This window comes from Streptomyces sp. NPDC002867, from assembly GCF_053591895.1.
Genome location: NZ_JBSFUR010000007.1, coordinates 89,488 through 107,890, shown reverse-complemented (window position 1 = coordinate 107,890; position 18,403 = coordinate 89,488). Strand labels below are relative to the sequence as shown.

Sequence of the window (18,403 nt, the reverse complement as noted above, 5' to 3'; positions counted from 1 at the left end):
GCCCTGGTCAGCCACGGCCGGGCTGGGTCACCGACGGCGGACGCCCGCCTCCTCCGCGTACTCGCCGAGAACGGCCACGGAGAACACGGCCTCGGCGAAGACCTTGATCGCGCGCAGGGCGTTGCCGACGCGGTGGGACGAGTGGTGGACGGCGCCCGTGGCGGTGGCGCCGCCGGGGGGCGTGGTGCCTGGGGCGAAAGTCGCTGTGCTCATGTCTCCATGGTGGCCTCGTCACCCGTCCGGAGCATCGCTCTGCGGGCTGAACCGCGCACCGGGGCGCCTACTGCTCCCGACCGACGGCGTCCCCTACGGGGAGGACCGCCCCCCGGGAAAACCGTTCGCCTCCCTTCGGGGCCCTGACTACACTCGCGGGCTTGCCCCCGACGCGGTCGGGGCCTCTCCCGCCTCCCCCGAGGAGCGCCACCGCCCGGACGGAAACCGGCCGGTCTGCCATGTCGTGACCACACAGCATCAGCCCGGAGGCAACCCGTGCCCGCGCACGCCCCTGTACCCGACGTCACTACCGCCACGGCGGCGCCCACGGCCGACGGCGATCCGCTCGGACGCGAGCGGACCCATCTGGCCGCCTCACGCGCCGCGTTGCGCGCGATGCGCGAGGACGTCGAGTCGCTCGACATCAACGACGTGACCGCGAACTGGGTCAACGCGGTCGTCCTGGAAGCCCAGATCGAGGAGCGCATCAAGGCGCTGGCCGATCTGTCGCACACCCCGCTGTTCTTCGGCCGCCTCGACTACCTGCACACGACTCAGGAGGGGGAGCGCTTCTACATCGGCCGCCGGCACGTGCACGACGCCGTCGGCGACCCGATGGTCATCGACTGGCGCGCCCCCGTCTCCCAGCCGTTCTACCGCGCCTCGCGCAAGGACCCGCAGGACGTGGGCCTGCGACGACGCTTCGGCTACACGGGCGGCGAGCTCACCGCGTACGAGGACGAACACCTCACCGACCCTTCGGAGGCCGAGCAGACCTCCAAGCTCCTCCAGGCGGAGATCGAGCGGCCGCGCGTCGGCCCGATGCGGGACATCGTGGCGACGATCCAGCCCGAGCAGGACGAGATCGTCCGCAGTGGCCTGTCCGGCACGGTGTGCGTCCAGGGCGGGCCCGGCACCGGCAAGACGGCCGTGGGCCTGCACCGTGTCGCGTACCTCCTCTACGCCCACCGGGATCGGCTCGCCCGCACCGGCACCCTCGTCATCGGGCCGAACCGCTCCTTCCTCCACTACATCGAGCAGGTGCTCCCGGCGCTCGGCGAGTTGGAGGTCAGGCAGTCCACCGTCGACGACCTCGTCGCCCATGTGGAGGTGCGCGGCGAGGACACGGCCGCGGCGGCGGTCGTGAAGGGGGACGCGCGGATGGCCGAGGTGCTGCGCCGCGCGGTCCGCTCGCACGTCACGCCGCCGACCGAGCCGCTGATGGTCGTGCGCGGGTCACGGCGCTGGCGGATCCCGGCGTACGAACTGGAGGAGATCGTCCGCGAGTTGCTGGACAGGGACGTGCGGTACGGCGCGGCGCGCGACGCGCTGCCCCAGCGGATCGCGCACGCGGTGCTGGTCCGCATGGAACAGGCGGGCGAGGCCCCGGACGACCGCGTCCAGGACGCCGTGGCACGCAACGCGGCGGTCAAGGCGGCGGTCAAGGCGATCTGGCCGCCGGTGGACCCGGCGAAGCTCGTCCTGCGCCTGCTGTCCGACGCGGAGTTCCTCGCCGCGCACGCGGACGGGATCCTCGCCGCCGAGGAGCAGGCCACGATCCTGTTCCCGAAGCCGCCCCGCAGCGTGAAGTCCGCGCAGTGGTCCCCCGCCGACGCGGTGCTGATCGACGAGGCGACGGACCTGGTGCAGCGCACGCACTCGCTCGGGCACGTCGTGCTCGACGAGGCGCAGGACCTGTCGCCGATGCAGTACCGGGCCGTGGGCCGCCGCTGCTCGACGGGCTCGGCGACGGTGCTGGGCGACCTGGCCCAGGGGACGACGCCGTGGGCGACGGCGTCGTGGGCGGAGGCGCTGTCCCACCTCGGCAAGCCGGAGGCGGCGGTCGAGGAGCTGACGGCGGGCTTCCGCGTGCCGCGCGAGGTGATCGCGTACGCCTCCCGCCTCCTCCCGCACATGTCCCCGGGCCTGGCCCCGGTCTCCTCGGTGCGCGAGAACCCGGGCTCGCTGGCGGTCCGCGCCGTGTCGGACCTGGACGCGGCGGTCGTCTCGGCCTGCCTGGAGTCCCTGACCCGGGAGGGCTCGATCGGCCTGATCGCCTCGGACGCCCGCGTGCCGGCACTGGCCGCGGCACTGGCGTCGGCCGGCCTGCCGTACCTGTCCCCGGGCGAGGGGACGACCCCCGACACCCGCCTGACGCTGGTGCCGGCGTCGCTGGCGAAGGGCCTGGAGTACGACTACGTGGTCCTGGACGAGCCGGCCGCTGTGGTCTCGGCCGAACCGGACGAACGCACGGGCCTGCGCCGCCTGTACGTGGCGCTGACGAGGGCGGTCTCGGGCCTGACGGTTCTGCACGCCCAGCCGCTGCCGGTGCAGTTGGGCTGACGGGGCGGCTCGTCCGGGGCCGTGGCCCGCCCGGGGGCACCAGCCCCCGGGCCGACACCCCTACGCGTCCAGCGCCTCGCGCCACTCCGCGACCGCCTCGGGTGACACCGGGCGGGACCAGCCCGCCGGGCGTGACGCGCCGCCGATGTGGAACCCCCGGACGCCCGCCGCCCGCAGCTCCGGAACGTGGGCGAGGCGCAGGCCGCCTCCGACGAGGAGCGCCGCCTCGTAGCCGGGTTCGCCCCGCCGCGCCGCCTCCGCGAGCAGCATCGGCAGCCCGTCGTCGACGCCCTCCGGCGACCCGGCCGTCAGGTACGTGTCCAGGCCCGGCACGTCCGCCAGCTGCTTGCGCAGCGCGTCGCGGTCCACCGCGCGGTCGATCGCCCGGTGAAACGTCCAGCGGCAGCCGCCCAGCACCGCCACCAGCCGTTCGACGGTCACGAGGTCCGGGTGGCCGTGGTCGTCCAGGAAGCCGAACACGAACTCGTCCGCGCCCTCAGTCCGCAGCCCCTCCGCCGCCCGGACCAGCGCGTCGACGTCTTCCGGGCCGCCCGCCGAGAACCCGTCCGTCAGGCGGAGCATGACGCGCACCGGGATGTCCACGGCCGCCCGGACGCGGGCGAAGGTCTCTCTCGCCGGGGTCAGACCGTCGGCCGCCATGTCGGCGACCAGCTCCAGCCGGTCGGCCCCTCCGGAGCGCGCTGCGACCGCGTCCTCCGCGTCGAGGGCGATCACCTCCAGGAGTGCACGGTTGCTCATGGGCCCATTCCTCCAGGAGAGACGGCTGCGGCGGTACCCGGCCCCTTGGGGCCGAGAGGTCTAGTCCAATATCCCAGCCTAGTACCCATCACACCCTCACGGCAGCCGCACACAGCACTCTGCCACCCGGGTTTCCCGGTCACGCCGACCCTCACCCCCTTGCACCTCTTACGGGGAGGGGGTATACAAGAGGTGAGCCGAGGATACCCCCTAGGGGTATCAGTCCATCGACGAGGAGCAGGAATGCCGACCGCAGCCGCCCACCCGGCCACCACCGCAGCACGCGAGGTCGAACTCGCCATCGGCGGCATGACCTGCGCCTCCTGTGCCGCCCGCATCGAGAAGAAGCTGAACCGCATGGACGGCGTCGAGGCGACCGTGAACTACGCGACCGAGAAGGCGAAGGTCACCTTCGCCGACGGCACCGAGGTCGCGGACCTGATCGCGACCGTCGAGGCCACCGGGTACACCGCCCACGAGCCCGCCCCGCCCCGGGTCACTCCCGAGGAGAGCGGCGAACCACCGGAGAGCGACGCACTGGCACCCCTGCGCCAGCGCCTGATCACGGCCGTGGTGCTCTCCGTCCCCGTCATCGCGATGGCGATGGTCCCGGCCCTGCAGATCGAGTACTGGCAGTGGCTCAGCCTCACCCTCGCCGCCCCCGTCGTCACCTACGCCGCCTGGCCCTTCCACCGCGCCGCGTTCACCAACGCCCGCCACGGCGCGGCCACCATGGACACCCTGATCTCGGTCGGCACCTCGGCGGCGTTCCTGTGGTCGCTGTGGGCCCTGTTCTTCGGGACCGCCGGCACGCCCGGCATGACGCACCCCTTCGAGCTGACGATCGGCCGCAGCGACGGCGCCGGGAACATCTACCTGGAGGCGGCCGCCGGGGTCACCGCGTTCATCCTGGCCGGGCGGTACTTCGAGGCGCGCTCCAAGCGCAAGGCGGGGGCCGCCCTCAAGGCGCTGCTGGAACTGGGCGCCAAGGAGGTCACGGTCCTGCGTGGCGGCCGGGAGGAGACGATCCCCACGGCCGGGCTCCAGGTGGGGGACCGGTTCCTGGTGCGGCCCGGGGAGAAGATCGCCACCGACGGCACCGTCGTCGAGGGCGCCTCCGCCGTCGACGCCTCGATGCTCACCGGCGAGTCCGTTCCCGTCGAGGTCACCGTCGGCGACGGCGTCACCGGCGCGACCCTGAACGCCGGCGGCCGCCTGGTCGTCGAGGCCACCCGCGTCGGCGCCGACACCCAGCTCGCCCGCATGGCCAAGCTGGTGGAGGACGCGCAGAACGGCAAGGCCGCCGCCCAGCGGCTCGCCGACAGGATCTCCGCCGTCTTCGTCCCCGTCGTCATCGGCCTCGCGCTCGCGACGCTCGGCTTCTGGCTCGGCAACGGCGCGGGCTGGACCGCCGCGTTCACCGCCGCCGTCGCCGTCCTGATCATCGCCTGCCCCTGCGCCCTGGGCCTGGCCACGCCGACCGCGCTCATGGTCGGCACCGGCCGCGGCGCCCAGCTGGGCATCCTGATCAAGGGACCCGAGGTGCTGGAGACCACCCGCAAGGTCGACACCATCGTCCTGGACAAGACGGGCACCGTCACCACCGGCAGGATGACCCTGCTCGCCGTCCACACGGCCGGCACCACCACCGAGACCGAAGTCCTGCGGCTGGCGGGCGCGTTGGAGCACGCCTCCGAGCACCCCATCGCCCAGGCCGTCGCCACCGGGGCGTTGGACACGGTCGGCGCCCTGCCCACCTCGGAGGACTTCGCCAACATCCCCGGCCTCGGAGTCCAGGGCATCGTCGAGGGCCACGCCGTCCTCGTCGGCCGCGAGAAGCTGCTCAAGGAGTGGGAGATCCCTCTCCCCGTCCAGCTGGAGCGCGCCAAGCACGACGCCGAAGCGGCCGGCCGCACCGCCGTCGCCGTCGCCTGGGACGGCGAGGCCCGCGCCGTCCTGGAGGTCGCCGACGCCGTCAAGGACACCAGCGCCGAAGCCATCCGGCGGCTGCGCGCCCTCGGCCTCACCCCGATCCTGCTCACCGGCGACAACAAGGCCGTCGCCGAGACCGTGGCGAAGGAGGTCGGCATCGACGAGGTCGTCGCCGAGGTCATGCCCGAGGACAAGGTGAACGTCGTCAAGCGCCTCCAGGCCGAGGGCCGCAGCGTCGCCATGGTCGGCGACGGCGTCAACGACGCCGCCGCACTCGCCCAGGCCGACCTCGGACTCGCCATGGGCACCGGCACCGACGCCGCCATCGAGGCCGGCGACCTCACCCTCGTACGGGGCGACCTCAACGCCGCCGCGGACGCCATCCGTCTCTCCCGCAAGACGCTCGGGACCATCAAGTCCAACCTGTTCTGGGCCTTCGCCTACAACGTCGCGGCCCTCCCCCTCGCCGCCGCCGGCCTCCTCAACCCGATGATCGCCGGAGCCGCGATGGCCATCTCCTCCGTGTTCGTCGTCGGCAACTCCCTCCGGCTGCGCAGCTTCAAGGCGGCCGGGTGACGCCCCTCCCCCTCAGTCGAAGATGAGGAGCTCCCGCTCCGTCGCCCCCGTCAGCCCGTACCGCGTCCCGGTGAGCGGCCTCCCTGCGTACAGCCTGATCAGGGTGGCCGCGTCGCCGGTGTAGCGGGCGGGCTGCGGGCTGTCGGCGCCGAGGACGAGGGGCTCGTCGCGCTCGTCGAGCAGGGCCAGCAGCGGCACCGTCTTCCGGGCCCGGGTCAGGGCGGCGAGCAGCGCGAGCGCGGGGGCCGACCCGTCCCCCGCGTACGCGCCCGGTTCGCCGAACGCCTCCCGTACGTCACCGGCGTGCACCCACTCACCCAGGGCGATGCCGTCCAGCTGCCCGTCGGCGGCCGCGGCAATCACGGGCCCGGCCTCGGTCATGCCGCGCTCCAGCTCGTCCACCACCTGCGCGTTGGACCAGTCGGCACGCTCGGCGATGTCGCGGTCGTTCGCCTCGGGGCTGAACACCCCTTCCTCGAAACGCCCTTCGACGACCCGCATCAACGCGGCCGAACAGTGCGCGAGGACATGGCGCACCGTCCAGCCGGGACAGCAGGTGCGCAGGGCGAAGTCGTCGTCGGACCGGCCGCGCAACAGCGGTATCAGGGCGTCGCGCTCGGTGCGCAGCAGAAGCCCGGGCAGTTCGGCGTCTCGTACGGATTCCATGCCGCCCAGCCAACCGCATGGGCGTCCGTACGTCAGCCGGTTCGGGGCCCCGCCCGTCCCGCTCCGCGCGGGAGCCGCTCTAGAGTCGGCACATGAGCGACGCCGCCGCCGATCTCCGTGCCCGCTGGACCCAGGCCCTCCTCGCCGCCCGTGGAGGGGCGGACGGCCCCGATCCCGTGCCCTACGCCGACAACCTCCTCGGCCGCTGGGCCGAACCGCAGCGGCGTTACCACACCACGGCGCATCTCATCGCGGTACTGGACCATGTCGACACCCTGGCCGCCCACGCCGCCGACCCCGACCTCGTCCGTCTCGCGGCCTGGTTCCACGACGCGGTGTACCTGCCGGACCGTTCCGAGAACGAGGAGCGCTCCGCCCGGCTCGCCGAGAGGGCTCTTCCCGAGGCCGGGCTGAGCGCCGGGGCCACCGCCGAGGTCGCCCGGCTCGTCCGCCTCACCGTCACGCACGACCCGGCCGGCGACGACCGCAACGGCCAGGTCCTGTGCGACGCCGACCTGGCGATCCTGGCCGCGGCCCCGGAGGCGTACGCGGCCTATGCGGCGGCGGTGCGCGAGGAGTACGCGTTCGTCCCCGAGGAGGCGTTCCGCGACGGGCGGGCGGCGGTGCTGCGCCAGTTGCTGCGGCTGCCGCGCCTGTTCCACACCCCGTACGGCGCGCGCGCGTGGGAGGAGCCTGCCCGCCACAACCTCACGGTGGAGCTGGAGCTGCTGGCCGCATCGTGAGACACCGGCCCGCTGGGGAATGACAGGGACGACCGTCCTGTTGGCACCTGTCATGCCCGCCCCCACCGAACGGCCCGCCGGCGCCCGCATGCCGCTCGCCGTCTCCATACTCGGCCTGTCCGTCTTCGCCCTCGGCACGTGGGGGTACCCCCACGCCCGTTAGGGCAGTGGGGGAGAGTTCATGCTCTCCGGGCTGCTGCCGCCCATCGCCGACGACATGAACGTCTCGATCCCCCGGGCCGGGTTGCTGATCTCCGCCTTCGCGATCGGCATGGTCGTCGGCGCGCCGCTGCTCGCCGTCGCGACACTGCGGCTGCCGCGCAAGACGACGCTGATCACCCTGATCTCGCTCTTCGGCCTCGGACAGGTCGCCGGTGCGCTGGCCCCCTCGTACGAGGTCCTCTTCGCCTCGCGCGTCGTGAGCGCCCTCGCCTGTGCCGGGTTCTGGGCCGTCGGCGCGGCCGTCGCGATCGCCATGGTGCCCATGACCTCACGGGCCCGTGCGATGGCCGTCATGATCGGCGGGCTGTCGATCGCCAACGTCCTCGGCGTTCCCGCGGGCGCGTTCCTGGGCGAGCACCTGGGGTGGCGTTCGGCGTTCTGGGCCGTCGGCGCCCTGGTCGGCGTCGTGACGCTGATCCCGCGCATCCCGCGGCCCGAGCGGAGGCCGCAGTTGAAGCGCGAGCTCGCCATCTACCGCGACGGTCAGGTGTGGCTCTCCGTCGCGATCACGGCGCTGGCGGCGGGCGGCGTCTTCTGCGCGTTCTCGTATCTCGCGCCGCTGCTGACGGACGTGGCCGGGCTGGCGGACGGCTGGGTGCCGGCCGTGCTCGCGCTGTTCGGGATCGGGGCGCTGATCGGCACGACGATCGGCGGCCGGGTCGCCGACGCCCACCTGTTCGGCGTGCTGCTCAGCGGGATCGCCGCGTCGACCGTGCTGCTGGCGGCGCTCGCGCTGTTCGCGGGCAGCCCCGTCGCCGTGATCGTGCTGTCGTTCCTGCTCGGCGTCTCGGCCTTCTGCACGGCCCCGGCGCTCAACGCCCGGATGTTCAACGTCGCGGGCGTCGCGCCGACGCTCGCCGGCGCGACGACGACCGCGGCGTTCAACCTGGGCAACACGGGCGGCCCGTGGCTCGGCGGCGCGGTCATCGACGCGGACCTCGGCTTCGCGTCGACGGCGTGGGCCGGCGCGGCGATGACCGTCGTGGCGATCGTGCTCGTCGCCGTGTCGCTGCGGCTGCACAGCAGGTCGCGTCTGGTGACGGGCTCGGCCGCGGACCCGCGGGGCGCGGCGGCCCTGACCGAGCACGCCTGACGACAGGCCCTACACGGACGGACGGTTCTTGGGCCTGCGCAGGCCCGCGTCGGTCAGGCGGCGTACGAGCTCCTTGGAACCGATCTCGACCGCCCCCGCCGCCACCGCGTCCGCGTACCGGTGCGAGGGCACGTCGTAGTGGTCGCGTTCGAACGCGCGGCGCGGGCAGCCGATCGACTCGGCGAACGCGTGCAGTTCGTCGAAGGACACGTCGCTGACCATGTGCGACCACATGCGGCCGTGGCCCGGCCAGCTCGGCGGGTCGATGTACACCGTCACCGCAGGCCGCCCACCGGCGCCACCACGACCCCGGCCTTGCCGCACACCCAGTGCGGGTCCGGCCCCAGTTCGGGCTCGATCTCCAGCGCGTGCGGGTCGCCCGCGTCGCAGACCGGGCACAGCGGCCAGCGGCCGTGCCGCTCCAGCAGCGCGTCCTGGACGTCCTGGGCGACGAGCCCCGCGACGTACGCGACGCCCTCGGGCCATTGCTCGGCCCACCACCGGCGGTGCGACACCGCCTCCTCGACCAGCGACACGACACCGGCGTCGGCCACGTCGCGGGCGGCGAGGTCGGCGAGCACCAGCGCGCGGGCGGCGTGCAGTGCCTGTTCCAGTGGGTTCGTCCGATCCATGTCCCCATTGTCTCCGGGTCTTGACGGCACCCGAAATACGAAAATATCTTTCAGATGTGACCAATCCAGTGAAGGAAATTTTCAGCGGTGAGGCACCCTTCCCTGCCGCTCCCGGCACGCGGGCGGTCCCCCCTCCCGCCGCCCTCGCGGCGAAGGTGCGCACGCTCTCGCCGTCCATGACCCGCTCCATGCAGCGGGTCGCCGAAGCCGTCGCCGACGATCCGGCAGGCTGCGCCGCCCTCACGGTCACCGGACTCGCCGAGCTCACGGGCACCAGCGAGGCGACCGTCGTGCGCACCGCCCGCCTCCTCGGCTACCCCGGCTACCGCGATCTGCGCCTCGCGCTCGCCGGTCTCGCCGCCCACCAGGAGTCGGGCCGCGCGCCCGCCCTCACCACCGACATCGCCGTCGACGACCCGATCGGGGACGTCGTCGCCAAGCTCGCGTACGACGAGCAGCAGACGCTCGCCGACACCGCCGCCGGCCTCGACACCGTGCAGCTCGGCGCGGCCGTGGCCGCCGCGGCCACGGCCCGCCGCATCGACATCTACGGCGTCGGCGCCTCCTCCCTCGTCGGCATGGACCTCGCCCAGAAGCTGCTGCGCATCGGCCTGATCGCGCACGCGCACAGCGACCCGCACCTCGCGGTGACCAACGCCGTGCAGCTGCGCTCCGGCGACGTCGCCGTCGCCATCACGCACTCCGGCTCGACGGGGGACGTGATCGAGCCGCTGCGGGTGGCGTTCGACCGGGGCGCCACGACGATCGCGATCACCGGCCGCCCGGACGGCCCCGTGTCGCAGTACGCCGACCACATCCTCACGACCTCCACCGCGCGCGAGAGCGAACTGCGCCCGGCCGCGATGTCCTCCCGCACCAGTCAACTGCTGGTCGTCGACTGCCTGTTCATCGGCGTGGCACAGCGCACCTACGAGTCGGCGGCACCTGCCCTCGCCGCGTCGTACGAGGCTCTCGCGCACCGCCACAGCCCGCGCACCCGCTGACCCCCCCACACGCCGTACGTCCCGAGAAAGCAGAGCCGCTCCTCATGACCCCCACCTACGGTGAACTCCGCGCCCAGCTCGCCACGCTCACGACGGAGGCGTTCCGTCCCGAGCTCGCCGACATCGACCGGCTGCCGACGCTGGAGATCGCGCGCCTCATGAACGGCGAGGACGAGACCGTCCCCGCGGCCGTCGCCGCCCGACTGCCCGTCATCGCCGCCGCGATCGACGCCACGGCCGAGCGCATGTCCCGAGGAGGCCGGCTGATCTACGCGGGGGCGGGCACGGCGGGCCGCCTCGGTGTCCTGGACGCCAGCGAGTGCCCGCCGACGTTCAACACGGACCCGTCGGAGGTCACGGGCCTGATCGCGGGCGGCCCGACGGCGATGTTCACGGCGGTCGAGGGTGCGGAGGACAGCAAGGAGCTGGCGGCGGCGGACCTGGACGCGCTGAAGGTGACCGAGGACGACACCGTGGTCGGCATCTCCGCGTCGGGCCGCACGCCGTACGCGATCGGCGCGGTGGAGCACGCGCGGTCGCTGGGCGCGCTGACGATCGGCCTGTCCTGCAACGCGGCGAGCGCGCTGGGCGCGGCGGCGGACCACGCCGTCGAGGTCGTGGTCGGTCCCGAACTGCTCACGGGCTCGACGCGGTTGAAGGCGGGCACGGCGCAGAAGCTGGTCCTCAACATGATCTCGACGATCACGATGATCCGCCTCGGCAAGACGTACGGAAACCTGATGGTGGACGTGCGCGCGTCGAACGACAAGCTGCGGGCGAGGTCCCGGCGGATCGTGTCGCTGGCGACGGGGGCGGCGGACGAGGAGATCGAGGCGGCGCTCGAGGCGACGGGAGGAGAGGTGAAGAACGCGATCCTGGTGATTCTGGGGGGAGTCGACGCGGGCACGGCGTCCGCCCTCCTGACCCGCTCGAACGGCCACCTGCGCGCGGCGCTGGCGGACCGGGCCGCACCCATCGCGGCCCCTCCGGCGCTCGAGGAGCGGGGTCCGGGGCAGAGCCCCGCAACCGGGCCCCGCTGAGGACCCGGCCCCTTGACGCCCGTTCACGGGCGGGGCGTCATCGCGGGCCGTCGTGCACGTTGTGCTGCTGAAGCTCGACGGCGAAACGGGCTGCGGTCACGAAGTCCTTGTCGTCGTGCAGCACGATGAGGCCGTGGTGGGCGGCCGTCGCGCAGATCTGGAGGTCGACAGCTGACAGCGCCTGGTGCGCACCGCGCTCGGCGGCACGCAGTTGCAGGCCCCCGATCCACTTCGCCGCTCCCTTTGGAACGGGAACGTCGTCGTACAACTCGGCGAACATGGCGCTGTACGCCTCGAACTCCTTCAAGTCCCGGGCAGACCGCAGAAACTCGACCCGCTGCGGGTAGCACGACCGGACATCGCCGTTCATGACGGTTGACTGCCACGCTGCGCGCAGCACCTTGTCACGCGTCATTCGCCACAATGCGGTGGAGCCGAGCAGATAGACGTTCACCGACGGTACGCCTCTTTGCCGGCGCGGTGAGCAGCCTCAGCACCCTCGATGTCCCAGTCCTGTGCGAGCTCGAAGTACTTCTCGTAGGCAGCGGCGCGCATAAGACGCTTGTTGTACTCCTCGAGCGCCTTCGCCACCGCCGCCGTCTTCGTGCGATGCCCACCCAAGCGTTTGGCCGTCTCCAGCGCCTCGTCATCGATATCGATGTGCGTCAACGACATCGCAGCCTCCATCCTGTACATGATGAACACCAAACGACGCCTCCGAGTGTACATTGGCGCCCCTCTCGACCCCCGTTCCGCACGTCGTCGCTTCGTCGCCGCCACCGGGCTCTTCTGGCTCCCGGTCGGCCTCTACGTCCCCTCCCAGGTCCTGCTGATGACCGAGCGCGGCATGAGCCTCGCCGTCGTCGCCGCGCTCTTCGCCGTCCACTCGGTCACCGTCTCCGTCATGGAGCTGCCCACCGGCGGCCTCGCCGACGTCGTCGGCCGCCGGCCCGTCCTCGCCGCCGCCGGGCTGCTCAACGCCGCCGCCCTCACCGTGCTCGCGCTCGGCACCACCGTCTGGACGCTCGCCGTCGCCATGCTCCTGATGGGCTCGGGCCGCGCCCTGTCCAGCGGCCCCGCGGAGGCGTGGTACGTCGACACGGTCCAGGCCCACTCCGGTCCGGGCGCCGAACTGCGCACCGGGCTCGCCCGCGCGGGCACCGCCTCCGCCGCCGCGCTGGCCGCCGGAACCCTCGTCGGCGGCGGGCTGCCGCTCCTCCTCCGCCTCGGCCCCGACCTCGGCGCGGCCACCGGCGGCCTGCTGCTGCCGCTCTCCGCCCCGGCGCTGCTCGGCGCGGCCCTCGGCGCCGGCTACGTCGCGTACGTGCTGCTCGCCCTTCCCGAGCCGCCCCGGCCCCGCACCACGCTGCGCGCCGTGCTCCGCGGCGTCCCCGCCACCGTGCTCGGCGGACTGCGTCTGGGGGCGGGGGACGCCCTGGTCCGGCGTCTCCTGATGACGGCGGGCGCGGCCGGTGCCGGCCTGGCCACCGTCGAACTGCTCACCCCGGGCCGCGCCGCCGGCCTGACGGGCGCGCCCGAGTCCGGTGCCGTGCTGTTCGCGGCCCTGGCCTGCGCGGGGTTCGTCTGCACCGCGATCGGCAGCCACTTCGCGCCCCTTGCGGCCCGGGTGACGGGCAGCGGCGAACACGCGGTGCTCGCGAGCATCGGGCTGAGCGCCGCCGGTCTGATCCTGCTCGGTGTGACCGCCGCGTCGGACGGACCGGTGGTCCTCGCGCTCGCCGCCCTGGGGTACGGCCTGATCTACCTGGGCCTCGGCTCGGCCGGACCCAACGAGAACGACCTGCTGCACCACCGCGTCGACAGCGACGTCCGCGCCACGGCCCTGTCCGTGCGGTCCCTCGCGCTCCAGTCGGTCGGCGCGCTGGCGGGTGTGGTCGCGGGCGCCCTGCCGGCCGGCCCGCCCGCGTGGCTCCTGGGCGGCGCGGTCCTGTGCGCGGGCGCGCTGCTGTGGGCCCGCCGCCCGGACCCGCGCCCTCCCCTCACGGCGTACCCGGAACCGCCCCGCGCGACAGAGGCAGCCGCCGGGCGTTGAATGGAACGCATGGGTGTCCGACGGTACGGAAGGCACCGCAGGGGCAGGCCACGCGTGTACGTCGCGGCAGGTCTGGCCTCTGTCCTGGCGGCGACGTACGCGGCGACGACGGCCACGGCCGGCCCGCCGCCCCGCTCCGCTGCCGCCCACCGGGCCGTCGCCCCGATGCTCACGGACAAGCAGGTGGCCGACGCCGTCGCGAAGCTCGGCGGGCAGATCCGGGCGGGCATGGAGAAGACCGGCGTGCCGGGCGTCGCCGTGGCCGTCGTCCACAAGGACAAGGTCGTGTACCTGAAGGGTTTCGGCGAGCGTGAGGTCGGCAAGGCGGGCGCCGTGTCCCCGGACACGGTGTTCCAGCTCGCCAGCCTGTCGAAGCCGGTCGCCTCGACCGTCGTCGCCGACGCGGTGGGCGACAAGGCCCTTGACTGGGGCACCCCCGTGACCCGGCATCTGCCCGACTTCGCACTCAAGGACCCGTGGGTGACGCGGCACGTGACGGTCGCCGATCTGATGTCCCACCGCAGCGGGCTGCCCGACCACGCGGGTGACCTGCTCGAAGACCTGGGCTACGACCAGCAGTACATCCTCGGCCACCTGCGGTTCGAGCCCCTGTCGCCGTTCCGCGCGAGCTACGCGTACACCAATTTCGGTTTCACCGCGGCGGCCGAGGCGGTCGCCGACGCGAAGGACACGACGTGGGAGAAGCTGGCCGAGGACTCGCTGTACCGGCCGGCCCGCATGACGGCGACCAGTTCGTCCTTCGCCGACTACGAGAAGGCCGCGAACAAGGCGGTCACCCACGTCGAGAACGCGCAGGGCCACTGGGAGGCGAAGTTCGTCCGCGACGCCGACGCCCAGTCCCCGGCCGGCGGGGTCAGTTCCACGGCCCGTGACATGACGCGGTGGCTCCGCCTGCAACTCGCGAACGGCAAGCTCGCGGGCGAGCAGATCGTCCCCGCCGAGCAGCTGCAGCGCACCCACCTTCCGGAGATCGTCTCCCAGCCGCCCGCGCCCCCGACGGACCGGGCCGGCTTCTACGGCCTCGGCTGGAATGTCAGTTACGACGACCGGGGCCGCCTGCGCCTGAGCCACTCGGGCGCGTTCGGGCTGGGCGCGAACACCAACGTGACGATGCTGCCTGCCGAGCAGCTCGGCATCGTCGTCCTCACCAACGGCAGCCCGGTGGGTCTCGCCGACTCCGTCGCCTTCGATTTCTTCGACACGGCACAGCAGGGCAGGCCGACGCAGGACTGGCTGTCCCTGATCGGCCAGGTCTACGAGAAGGAGGAGCAGGCGGGCCGCTCCCCCACCGACTACACGAAGCCGCCGTCGGGTGCCGCCGACGCGAGGGCCGACGACGCGTACACCGGGACGTACCGCAACGACTACTACGGTCCGCTGACGGTCACCGCCGACGACGGCGCGCTGTCGCTGCATCTGGGGCCGAAGCCCCTGCGGTTCGCGCTCACCCACTACAGCGGTGACACGTTCAGCTTCGAGACGGTGGGGGAGAACGCGGTCGGCCGCACGGGCGTCACGTTCACCGTCGGCGACGACGGACAGGCGTCGCGGGTGAGGGTGGAAAGCCTCGACACGAACGGCCTGGGCACCTTCACGCGCGAGTGAACCGGGCGCCTTCACCCGCGAGGGAAGCCGGGCCCCTTCCCCCTAGAACGGGCCCGCCCGGACTACGCCTCGGCCACCGGCCGGTAGGTGCACACGTTCACGCCCGTACCGCTGGTGACCGTGGAGACCAGTTCCAGCGTCCGCAGCGCACCGTCGTCGGGGAAGATCTTCTTCCCGCCGCCGAGGAGCACCGGCATGATCATGAGCCGGAGCTCGTCGACCAGCCCCTCGCCCAGGAGGGTGCGCGCCAGTTCGGAGCTCCCCATGACCAGCAGGTCGCCGCCGTCGGCCTCGCGCAGCTTCCGGATCCGGGCCACCGCCTCGTCGCCGGGGATGCGCGTGGTGTTGTCCCACGTCAGCTCGTCGTCGCCGAGCGTGCGCGAGACGACGTACTTCGGGAGGGAGTTCATCCGGTCGGCGAACGGGTCACCGGCGCGGTCGGGCCACGCCGCGGCCATCGTCCGCCACGTGCGGCGCCCGAACAGCAGCGCCTCGGCCTTGGACAGCGCGTCGTCGAAGGTGCCGCCGACCACCTCCGGGTCGAAGAACGGGTGCGTCCAACCCCCGTGCGCGAAGCCGCCGTCGGTGTCCTCACCCTGACCGCCCGGCGCCTGCACGACGCCGTCCAGGCTCATGAACTCACTGATCACTATGCGCATGGGACTCGCTCCTGTTCCTCACTGTGGTGGGTACGGCAGAAGAGACTGCCGGGCCCTTCGGAAATCATCGCGCCTCACCGCCCCCGCAGCGTCACTCCGTACCGGGTGCGCAGGCGGTCGATCTCCCACCACGCCACCGCCGACACCGACGCAGGGCCGCCGATCACGGCGGAGATCTGGACGAGCGGCGGGCCGGGTGGCATGCCGGCCGTCGCCAGGTTGATCGCCGCGAGCTCCCACACCAGCACGCCCGTCAGCAGGGCGGGGAGCGCGGCATGGATCTCGGCGGTGTCGAACGCGCCCCGGACGACCGTCGACGAGGCGAAGGCGACGAAGAACAGCACCCACAGGACGGGCAGGAGCAGCGCGAAGGTGAGCAGCGTGCTGAGCACGCCGTCGGGCAGGGCCCGGCTGAGGAACATGACCCCGGCGAACAGGATCGGCACCGCCGTGAAGGCGCCGAAGTACCGCAGCGCCAGGCGGACGGCGGGGCGCACCCGCGCGCGCATCGCCGCCCGCGCGTGGGCGGGCGCGAGGCGGAACAGGACGGCGATCACGACGGGGGCGGTGAGCAGCAGCAGCCAGGGCGTGACCGCGAGCCGGAAGAGCGCCTGGTCCTGTGCCTGCGACCAGTCCGCCTCGGTGCCGTACGCGACCAGGATGGCGAAGGACGCGGCGAGCGCGACCCAGGCGCGGATCTTCTGCACCCGCACGACGTCCGGGTCCTGGATGCGGCGGTGGCTGTGCACGGGGAAGACCGAGCGGGCCGTCCGCCGCGCGGCGCGGGCGACCGGGTAGCAGATCACCATGAAGAGCACCGGCCAGACGCAGAAGAGGATCGCGACCCACGCACAGCCGGGAACCGGGAGACGGCTCATCACCTCCCGCAGCGGCGGCCACTCGTCCTCGCGGAACCGCTGCCACAGCGTGGTGGCGGGCGGCCTGTACGGCGGCGGTCCGAACGGCGAGGGAGGCGGCACGTGCGGCGGCGACACGTAGGGGTGCGGCGGCACGGTGGGCGGCGGCGGGCCCCCGTTCGGCTGCCACGTCGGGCCGTACGGATTCTGTCCCCGAAGGTCACGCCGGATTCCTCCCTGCGGTGAGTGATGCCGGGTGACGATCTTGCTGGATCCCGGGAGAGAGTCAACTCCCGGCCGCATCACGGCAGATGCCGCGGGGACGCGAAAACAGGGAGCCGCCGGACACGCATCGGCGTACCCTCGACCGTATGAGCCGACGACGACATTGATCCACGGCAGCAGGTCCAGGAACGGGCTGTCGCGGGCCGCCGCGCGGGTGAGCACCCGGCGTCCCCGTCCGTTCCGCAGAAGGACCACACACCATGCTCACCGATTCGCCGTGCCCGTCCGGCCAGCCGGTCTCCTCCGGCTCCCCCGACCCCCGCGTCCGCGCCCTCGCGCGCAGGCTCTACGCCTACGCGGGCCTCGAGGACTTCGTCCTGCTCTATCCGCTGTACGCGCTGCTGTTCGCCGAGAACGGCCTGACCACCGCCGAGATCTCGTCCCTGTTCGCCGTCTGGTGCGTCGTCGGCCTGCTGGTGGAGGTCCCGTCGGGCGTCTGGGCCGACGCCGTCTCGCGCCGGGCCATGATGGTCGCCGGTCCGCTGCTGTCCGCCGCCGGCTTCGCGCTGTGGGCCGTCACACCGTCGTACGCCGCGTACGCCGCCGGCTTCACACTCTGGGCCGTCGGCGGGTCCCTGCGCTCGGGCTCGATGGAGGCCCTGGTCCACGACGAGCTCGAACGGCTCGGCGCCGCCGACCGGTACGGCCGGCTCATGGGCAGGGCGGCCGCCGTGAGCATGGCCGCGGCGGCCACGGCCACCGCGGCCGCCGCTCCCGCCCTCGCCGTGGGCGGGCACGCCCTGGTGTGGGGCGTGAGCATCGCCGCCTGCGTGCTGTGCGCGGCGGTCGGCGCGACGCTGCCCGAGCACCGGGACCGCACCCGCCCCGAGGGCGCGGAGGAGCCCGGCTACCTGGCGACGCTGCGGGCCGGCCTGTCCGAGGTGCGCGGCAGCCGGCCCGTCCGGCACGCGATGCTGCTCGCCGTCGTGATCACCTCGCTGTGGGGAGCGCTCGACGAGTACCTGCCGCTGCTCGCCGCGTCCACAGGGGTGGCGACCGAGACCGTTCCACTGCTCGTGCTGGTGGTGTGGGTCGGCGTGACGCTCGGCTCGCTGCTGGTCACGGCAGGCGAACGGCTCACCCCACGTGCGCTCGGCATGCTGGTCGCCGCCGCGGCGTGCGCGCTCGCGGCGGGCGCCCTGTCGGGCAGGCCCTCCGGTTTCGTGTTGGTCGGTGCCGCGTTCCTCGTCTTCCAACTGGCGGACGTGCTCGCCGACGTACGCCTCCAGGCGGCGATCACCGGGCCGAGCCGCGCGACGGTCACCTCGCTGACCGGCCTGGGCACGAGCCTGGCGTCCCTGGCCGCCTACGGCGCCTACGCGGCGCTGTCGCCGCGCGCGTCGCACGGTGTGGTCTTCGCGCTGCTGGCCGTGCCGTACCTCGTCGTCGCCGTGGCGCTGGGGCGGCGCCGGCCTGCTCGTCCCGGCTCCTGAGGAGGGTGCGGAGACCGGTCCGCTCTCCGCTAGCCCGTCGGCCATGCACGGGGGATTAGAAGATCACTCTCATGTGAGCGGCAGCGGGGCGAAGCCTCTTGAGCCGTCGGATCCGCGGCGGATCGGCTCGTTCGCCCTTCTCGGCGTCCTCGGCTCGGGCGGCATGGGGCGGGTCTACCTCGGTACGGCGGCGGGGCAGTACGCCGCGGTCAAGCAGGTGCTGCCCGCCCTCGCCGAGGACCACGACTTCCTGCGCACTTCGGGCAC

At 73.2% G+C, this 18,403-nt stretch carries 17 protein-coding genes and 1 pseudogene; 9 read left to right on the top strand and 9 right to left on the bottom strand.

The genetic code is table 11. From position 1 onward, the window contains the following. Nucleotides 1–27 precede the first annotated feature (27 nt). Nucleotides 28–213, bottom strand: coding sequence for a hypothetical protein (locus tag ACWD0A_RS09250; RefSeq protein WP_307714843.1), 186 nt, complete (start codon nt 211–213; stop codon nt 28–30). 276 nt (nt 214–489) lie between these two features. On the opposite strand from ACWD0A_RS09250, the gene ACWD0A_RS09245 reads away from it, so the two are divergent. Next, nucleotides 490–2,556, top strand: coding sequence for a HelD family protein (locus tag ACWD0A_RS09245; protein WP_451296137.1), 2,067 nt, complete (start codon nt 490–492; stop codon nt 2,554–2,556). A gap of 60 nt (nt 2,557–2,616) precedes the next feature. Here the strand turns inward: ACWD0A_RS09245 and ACWD0A_RS09240 are convergent, their stop codons facing one another. Then, complete coding sequence (locus tag ACWD0A_RS09240) at nt 2,617–3,315, bottom strand: copper homeostasis protein CutC (protein ID WP_451296135.1); 699 nt, start codon at nt 3,313–3,315, stop codon at nt 2,617–2,619. Nucleotides 3,316–3,558: 243 nt separating this feature from the next. Between ACWD0A_RS09240 and ACWD0A_RS09235 the strand changes: the two genes are divergently transcribed. After that, the gene (locus ACWD0A_RS09235) at nt 3,559–5,823 is read left to right on the top strand and encodes a heavy metal translocating P-type ATPase (RefSeq protein ID WP_451296133.1); all 2,265 of its coding nucleotides are present in this window, start codon (nt 3,559–3,561) and stop codon (nt 5,821–5,823) included. A gap of 12 nt (nt 5,824–5,835) precedes the next feature. Here ACWD0A_RS09235 and ACWD0A_RS09230 read toward each other — a convergent pair whose 3' ends face one another. Beyond that, nucleotides 5,836–6,489, bottom strand: coding sequence for a maleylpyruvate isomerase family mycothiol-dependent enzyme (locus ACWD0A_RS09230; RefSeq protein WP_451296131.1), 654 nt, complete (start codon nt 6,487–6,489; stop codon nt 5,836–5,838). Between the two features lie 92 nt (nt 6,490–6,581). On the opposite strand from ACWD0A_RS09230, the gene ACWD0A_RS09225 reads away from it, so the two are divergent. Both ACWD0A_RS09225 and ACWD0A_RS09220 read left to right on the top strand, forming a co-directional pair. Continuing rightward, nucleotides 6,582–7,232, top strand: a complete 651-nt coding sequence (locus ACWD0A_RS09225; protein ID WP_451296129.1) for an HD domain-containing protein — start codon at nt 6,582–6,584, stop codon at nt 7,230–7,232. A gap of 88 nt (nt 7,233–7,320) precedes the next feature. After that, a pseudogene (locus tag ACWD0A_RS09220) lies at nt 7,321–8,547 on the top strand (Cmx/CmrA family chloramphenicol efflux MFS transporter). Nucleotides 8,548–8,556: 9 nt separating this feature from the next. Here the strand turns inward: ACWD0A_RS09220 and ACWD0A_RS09215 are convergent. Further along, nucleotides 8,557–8,826, bottom strand: a complete 270-nt coding sequence (locus ACWD0A_RS09215; protein WP_451296127.1) for a DUF4031 domain-containing protein — start codon at nt 8,824–8,826, stop codon at nt 8,557–8,559. Continuing rightward, entirely contained in the window at nt 8,823–9,179 is a 357-nt protein-coding gene (locus ACWD0A_RS09210) for a hypothetical protein (RefSeq protein ID WP_177150309.1), read from the bottom strand. Before ACWD0A_RS09210 ends, ACWD0A_RS09215 begins: the two co-directional genes overlap by 4 nt. Before the next feature lie 56 nt (nt 9,180–9,235). Here ACWD0A_RS09210 and ACWD0A_RS09205 point away from each other — a divergent pair, with 56 nt between their 5' ends. Then, nucleotides 9,236–10,183 carry a MurR/RpiR family transcriptional regulator gene (locus ACWD0A_RS09205; RefSeq protein ID WP_451296125.1) on the top strand — a complete coding sequence of 316 codons (948 nt, stop codon included), beginning with the start codon at nt 9,236–9,238 and terminating at the stop codon, nt 10,181–10,183. Between the two features lie 44 nt (nt 10,184–10,227). Next, on the top strand, nt 10,228–11,223 hold the full coding sequence (gene murQ / locus ACWD0A_RS09200; RefSeq protein ID WP_451296123.1) for an N-acetylmuramic acid 6-phosphate etherase: 996 nt from the start codon (nt 10,228–10,230) through the stop codon (nt 11,221–11,223). A 37-nt stretch (nt 11,224–11,260) separates the two neighbouring features. Here the strand turns inward: murQ and ACWD0A_RS09195 are convergent, their stop codons facing one another. Both ACWD0A_RS09195 and ACWD0A_RS09190 read right to left on the bottom strand, forming a co-directional pair. Further along, on the bottom strand, nt 11,261–11,677 hold the full coding sequence (locus ACWD0A_RS09195; RefSeq protein WP_451296121.1) for a PIN domain-containing protein: 417 nt from the start codon (nt 11,675–11,677) through the stop codon (nt 11,261–11,263). Further along, nucleotides 11,674–11,910, bottom strand: coding sequence for a type II toxin-antitoxin system VapB family antitoxin (locus ACWD0A_RS09190; RefSeq protein WP_451296119.1), 237 nt, complete (start codon nt 11,908–11,910; stop codon nt 11,674–11,676). The genes ACWD0A_RS09195 and ACWD0A_RS09190 overlap by 4 nt, the downstream gene beginning before the upstream one ends. Nucleotides 11,911–11,950: 40 nt before the next feature. On the opposite strand from ACWD0A_RS09190, the gene ACWD0A_RS09185 reads away from it, so the two are divergent. Together ACWD0A_RS09185 and ACWD0A_RS09180 are read left to right on the top strand one after the other, a co-directional pair. Beyond that, nucleotides 11,951–13,276, top strand: a complete 1,326-nt coding sequence (locus ACWD0A_RS09185; RefSeq protein ID WP_451296389.1) for an MFS transporter — start codon at nt 11,951–11,953, stop codon at nt 13,274–13,276. Nucleotides 13,277–13,285: 9 nt separating this feature from the next. Then, entirely contained in the window at nt 13,286–14,902 is a 1,617-nt protein-coding gene (locus ACWD0A_RS09180; RefSeq protein WP_451296117.1) for a serine hydrolase, read from the top strand. A gap of 62 nt (nt 14,903–14,964) precedes the next feature. On the opposite strand, the gene ACWD0A_RS09175 is transcribed toward ACWD0A_RS09180, so the two are convergent. Both ACWD0A_RS09175 and ACWD0A_RS09170 read right to left on the bottom strand, forming a co-directional pair. Continuing rightward, nucleotides 14,965–15,561, bottom strand: a complete 597-nt coding sequence (locus tag ACWD0A_RS09175; protein ID WP_451296115.1) for a dihydrofolate reductase family protein — start codon at nt 15,559–15,561, stop codon at nt 14,965–14,967. A 74-nt stretch (nt 15,562–15,635) separates the two neighbouring features. Next, nucleotides 15,636–16,574: a hypothetical protein gene (locus ACWD0A_RS09170; RefSeq protein ID WP_451296113.1), complete on the bottom strand. Its 939-nt coding sequence runs from the start codon at nt 16,572–16,574 to the stop codon at nt 15,636–15,638. Nucleotides 16,575–16,903: 329 nt separating this feature from the next. Here ACWD0A_RS09170 and ACWD0A_RS09165 point away from each other — a divergent pair, with 329 nt between their 5' ends. Then, entirely contained in the window at nt 16,904–18,136 is a 1,233-nt protein-coding gene (locus ACWD0A_RS09165) for an MFS transporter (RefSeq protein ID WP_451296111.1), read from the top strand. Nucleotides 18,137–18,403: the final 267 nt, after the last annotated feature.

Bases quoted from the DNA above. Each gene is read 5' to 3' on its own strand.
- ACWD0A_RS09250 (WP_307714843.1), bottom strand. From the start codon at position 213: ATGAGCACAGCGACTTTCGCCCCAGGCACCACGCCCCCCGGCGGCGCC.
- ACWD0A_RS09240 (WP_451296135.1), bottom strand. From the start codon at position 3,315: ATGAGCAACCGTGCACTCCTGGAGGTGATCGCCCTCGACGCGGAGGAC.
- ACWD0A_RS09235 (WP_451296133.1), top strand. From the start codon at position 3,559: ATGCCGACCGCAGCCGCCCACCCGGCCACCACCGCAGCACGCGAGGTC.
- ACWD0A_RS09230 (WP_451296131.1), bottom strand. From the start codon at position 6,489: ATGGAATCCGTACGAGACGCCGAACTGCCCGGGCTTCTGCTGCGCACC.
- ACWD0A_RS09225 (WP_451296129.1), top strand. From the start codon at position 6,582: ATGAGCGACGCCGCCGCCGATCTCCGTGCCCGCTGGACCCAGGCCCTC.
- ACWD0A_RS09210 (WP_177150309.1), bottom strand. From the start codon at position 9,179: ATGGATCGGACGAACCCACTGGAACAGGCACTGCACGCCGCCCGCGCG.
- murQ (WP_451296123.1), top strand. From the start codon at position 10,228: ATGACCCCCACCTACGGTGAACTCCGCGCCCAGCTCGCCACGCTCACG.
- ACWD0A_RS09190 (WP_451296119.1), bottom strand. From the start codon at position 11,910: ATGGAGGCTGCGATGTCGTTGACGCACATCGATATCGATGACGAGGCG.
- ACWD0A_RS09180 (WP_451296117.1), top strand. From the start codon at position 13,286: ATGGGTGTCCGACGGTACGGAAGGCACCGCAGGGGCAGGCCACGCGTG.
- ACWD0A_RS09175 (WP_451296115.1), bottom strand. From the start codon at position 15,561: ATGCGCATAGTGATCAGTGAGTTCATGAGCCTGGACGGCGTCGTGCAG.
- ACWD0A_RS09165 (WP_451296111.1), top strand. From the start codon at position 16,904: ATGCTCACCGATTCGCCGTGCCCGTCCGGCCAGCCGGTCTCCTCCGGC.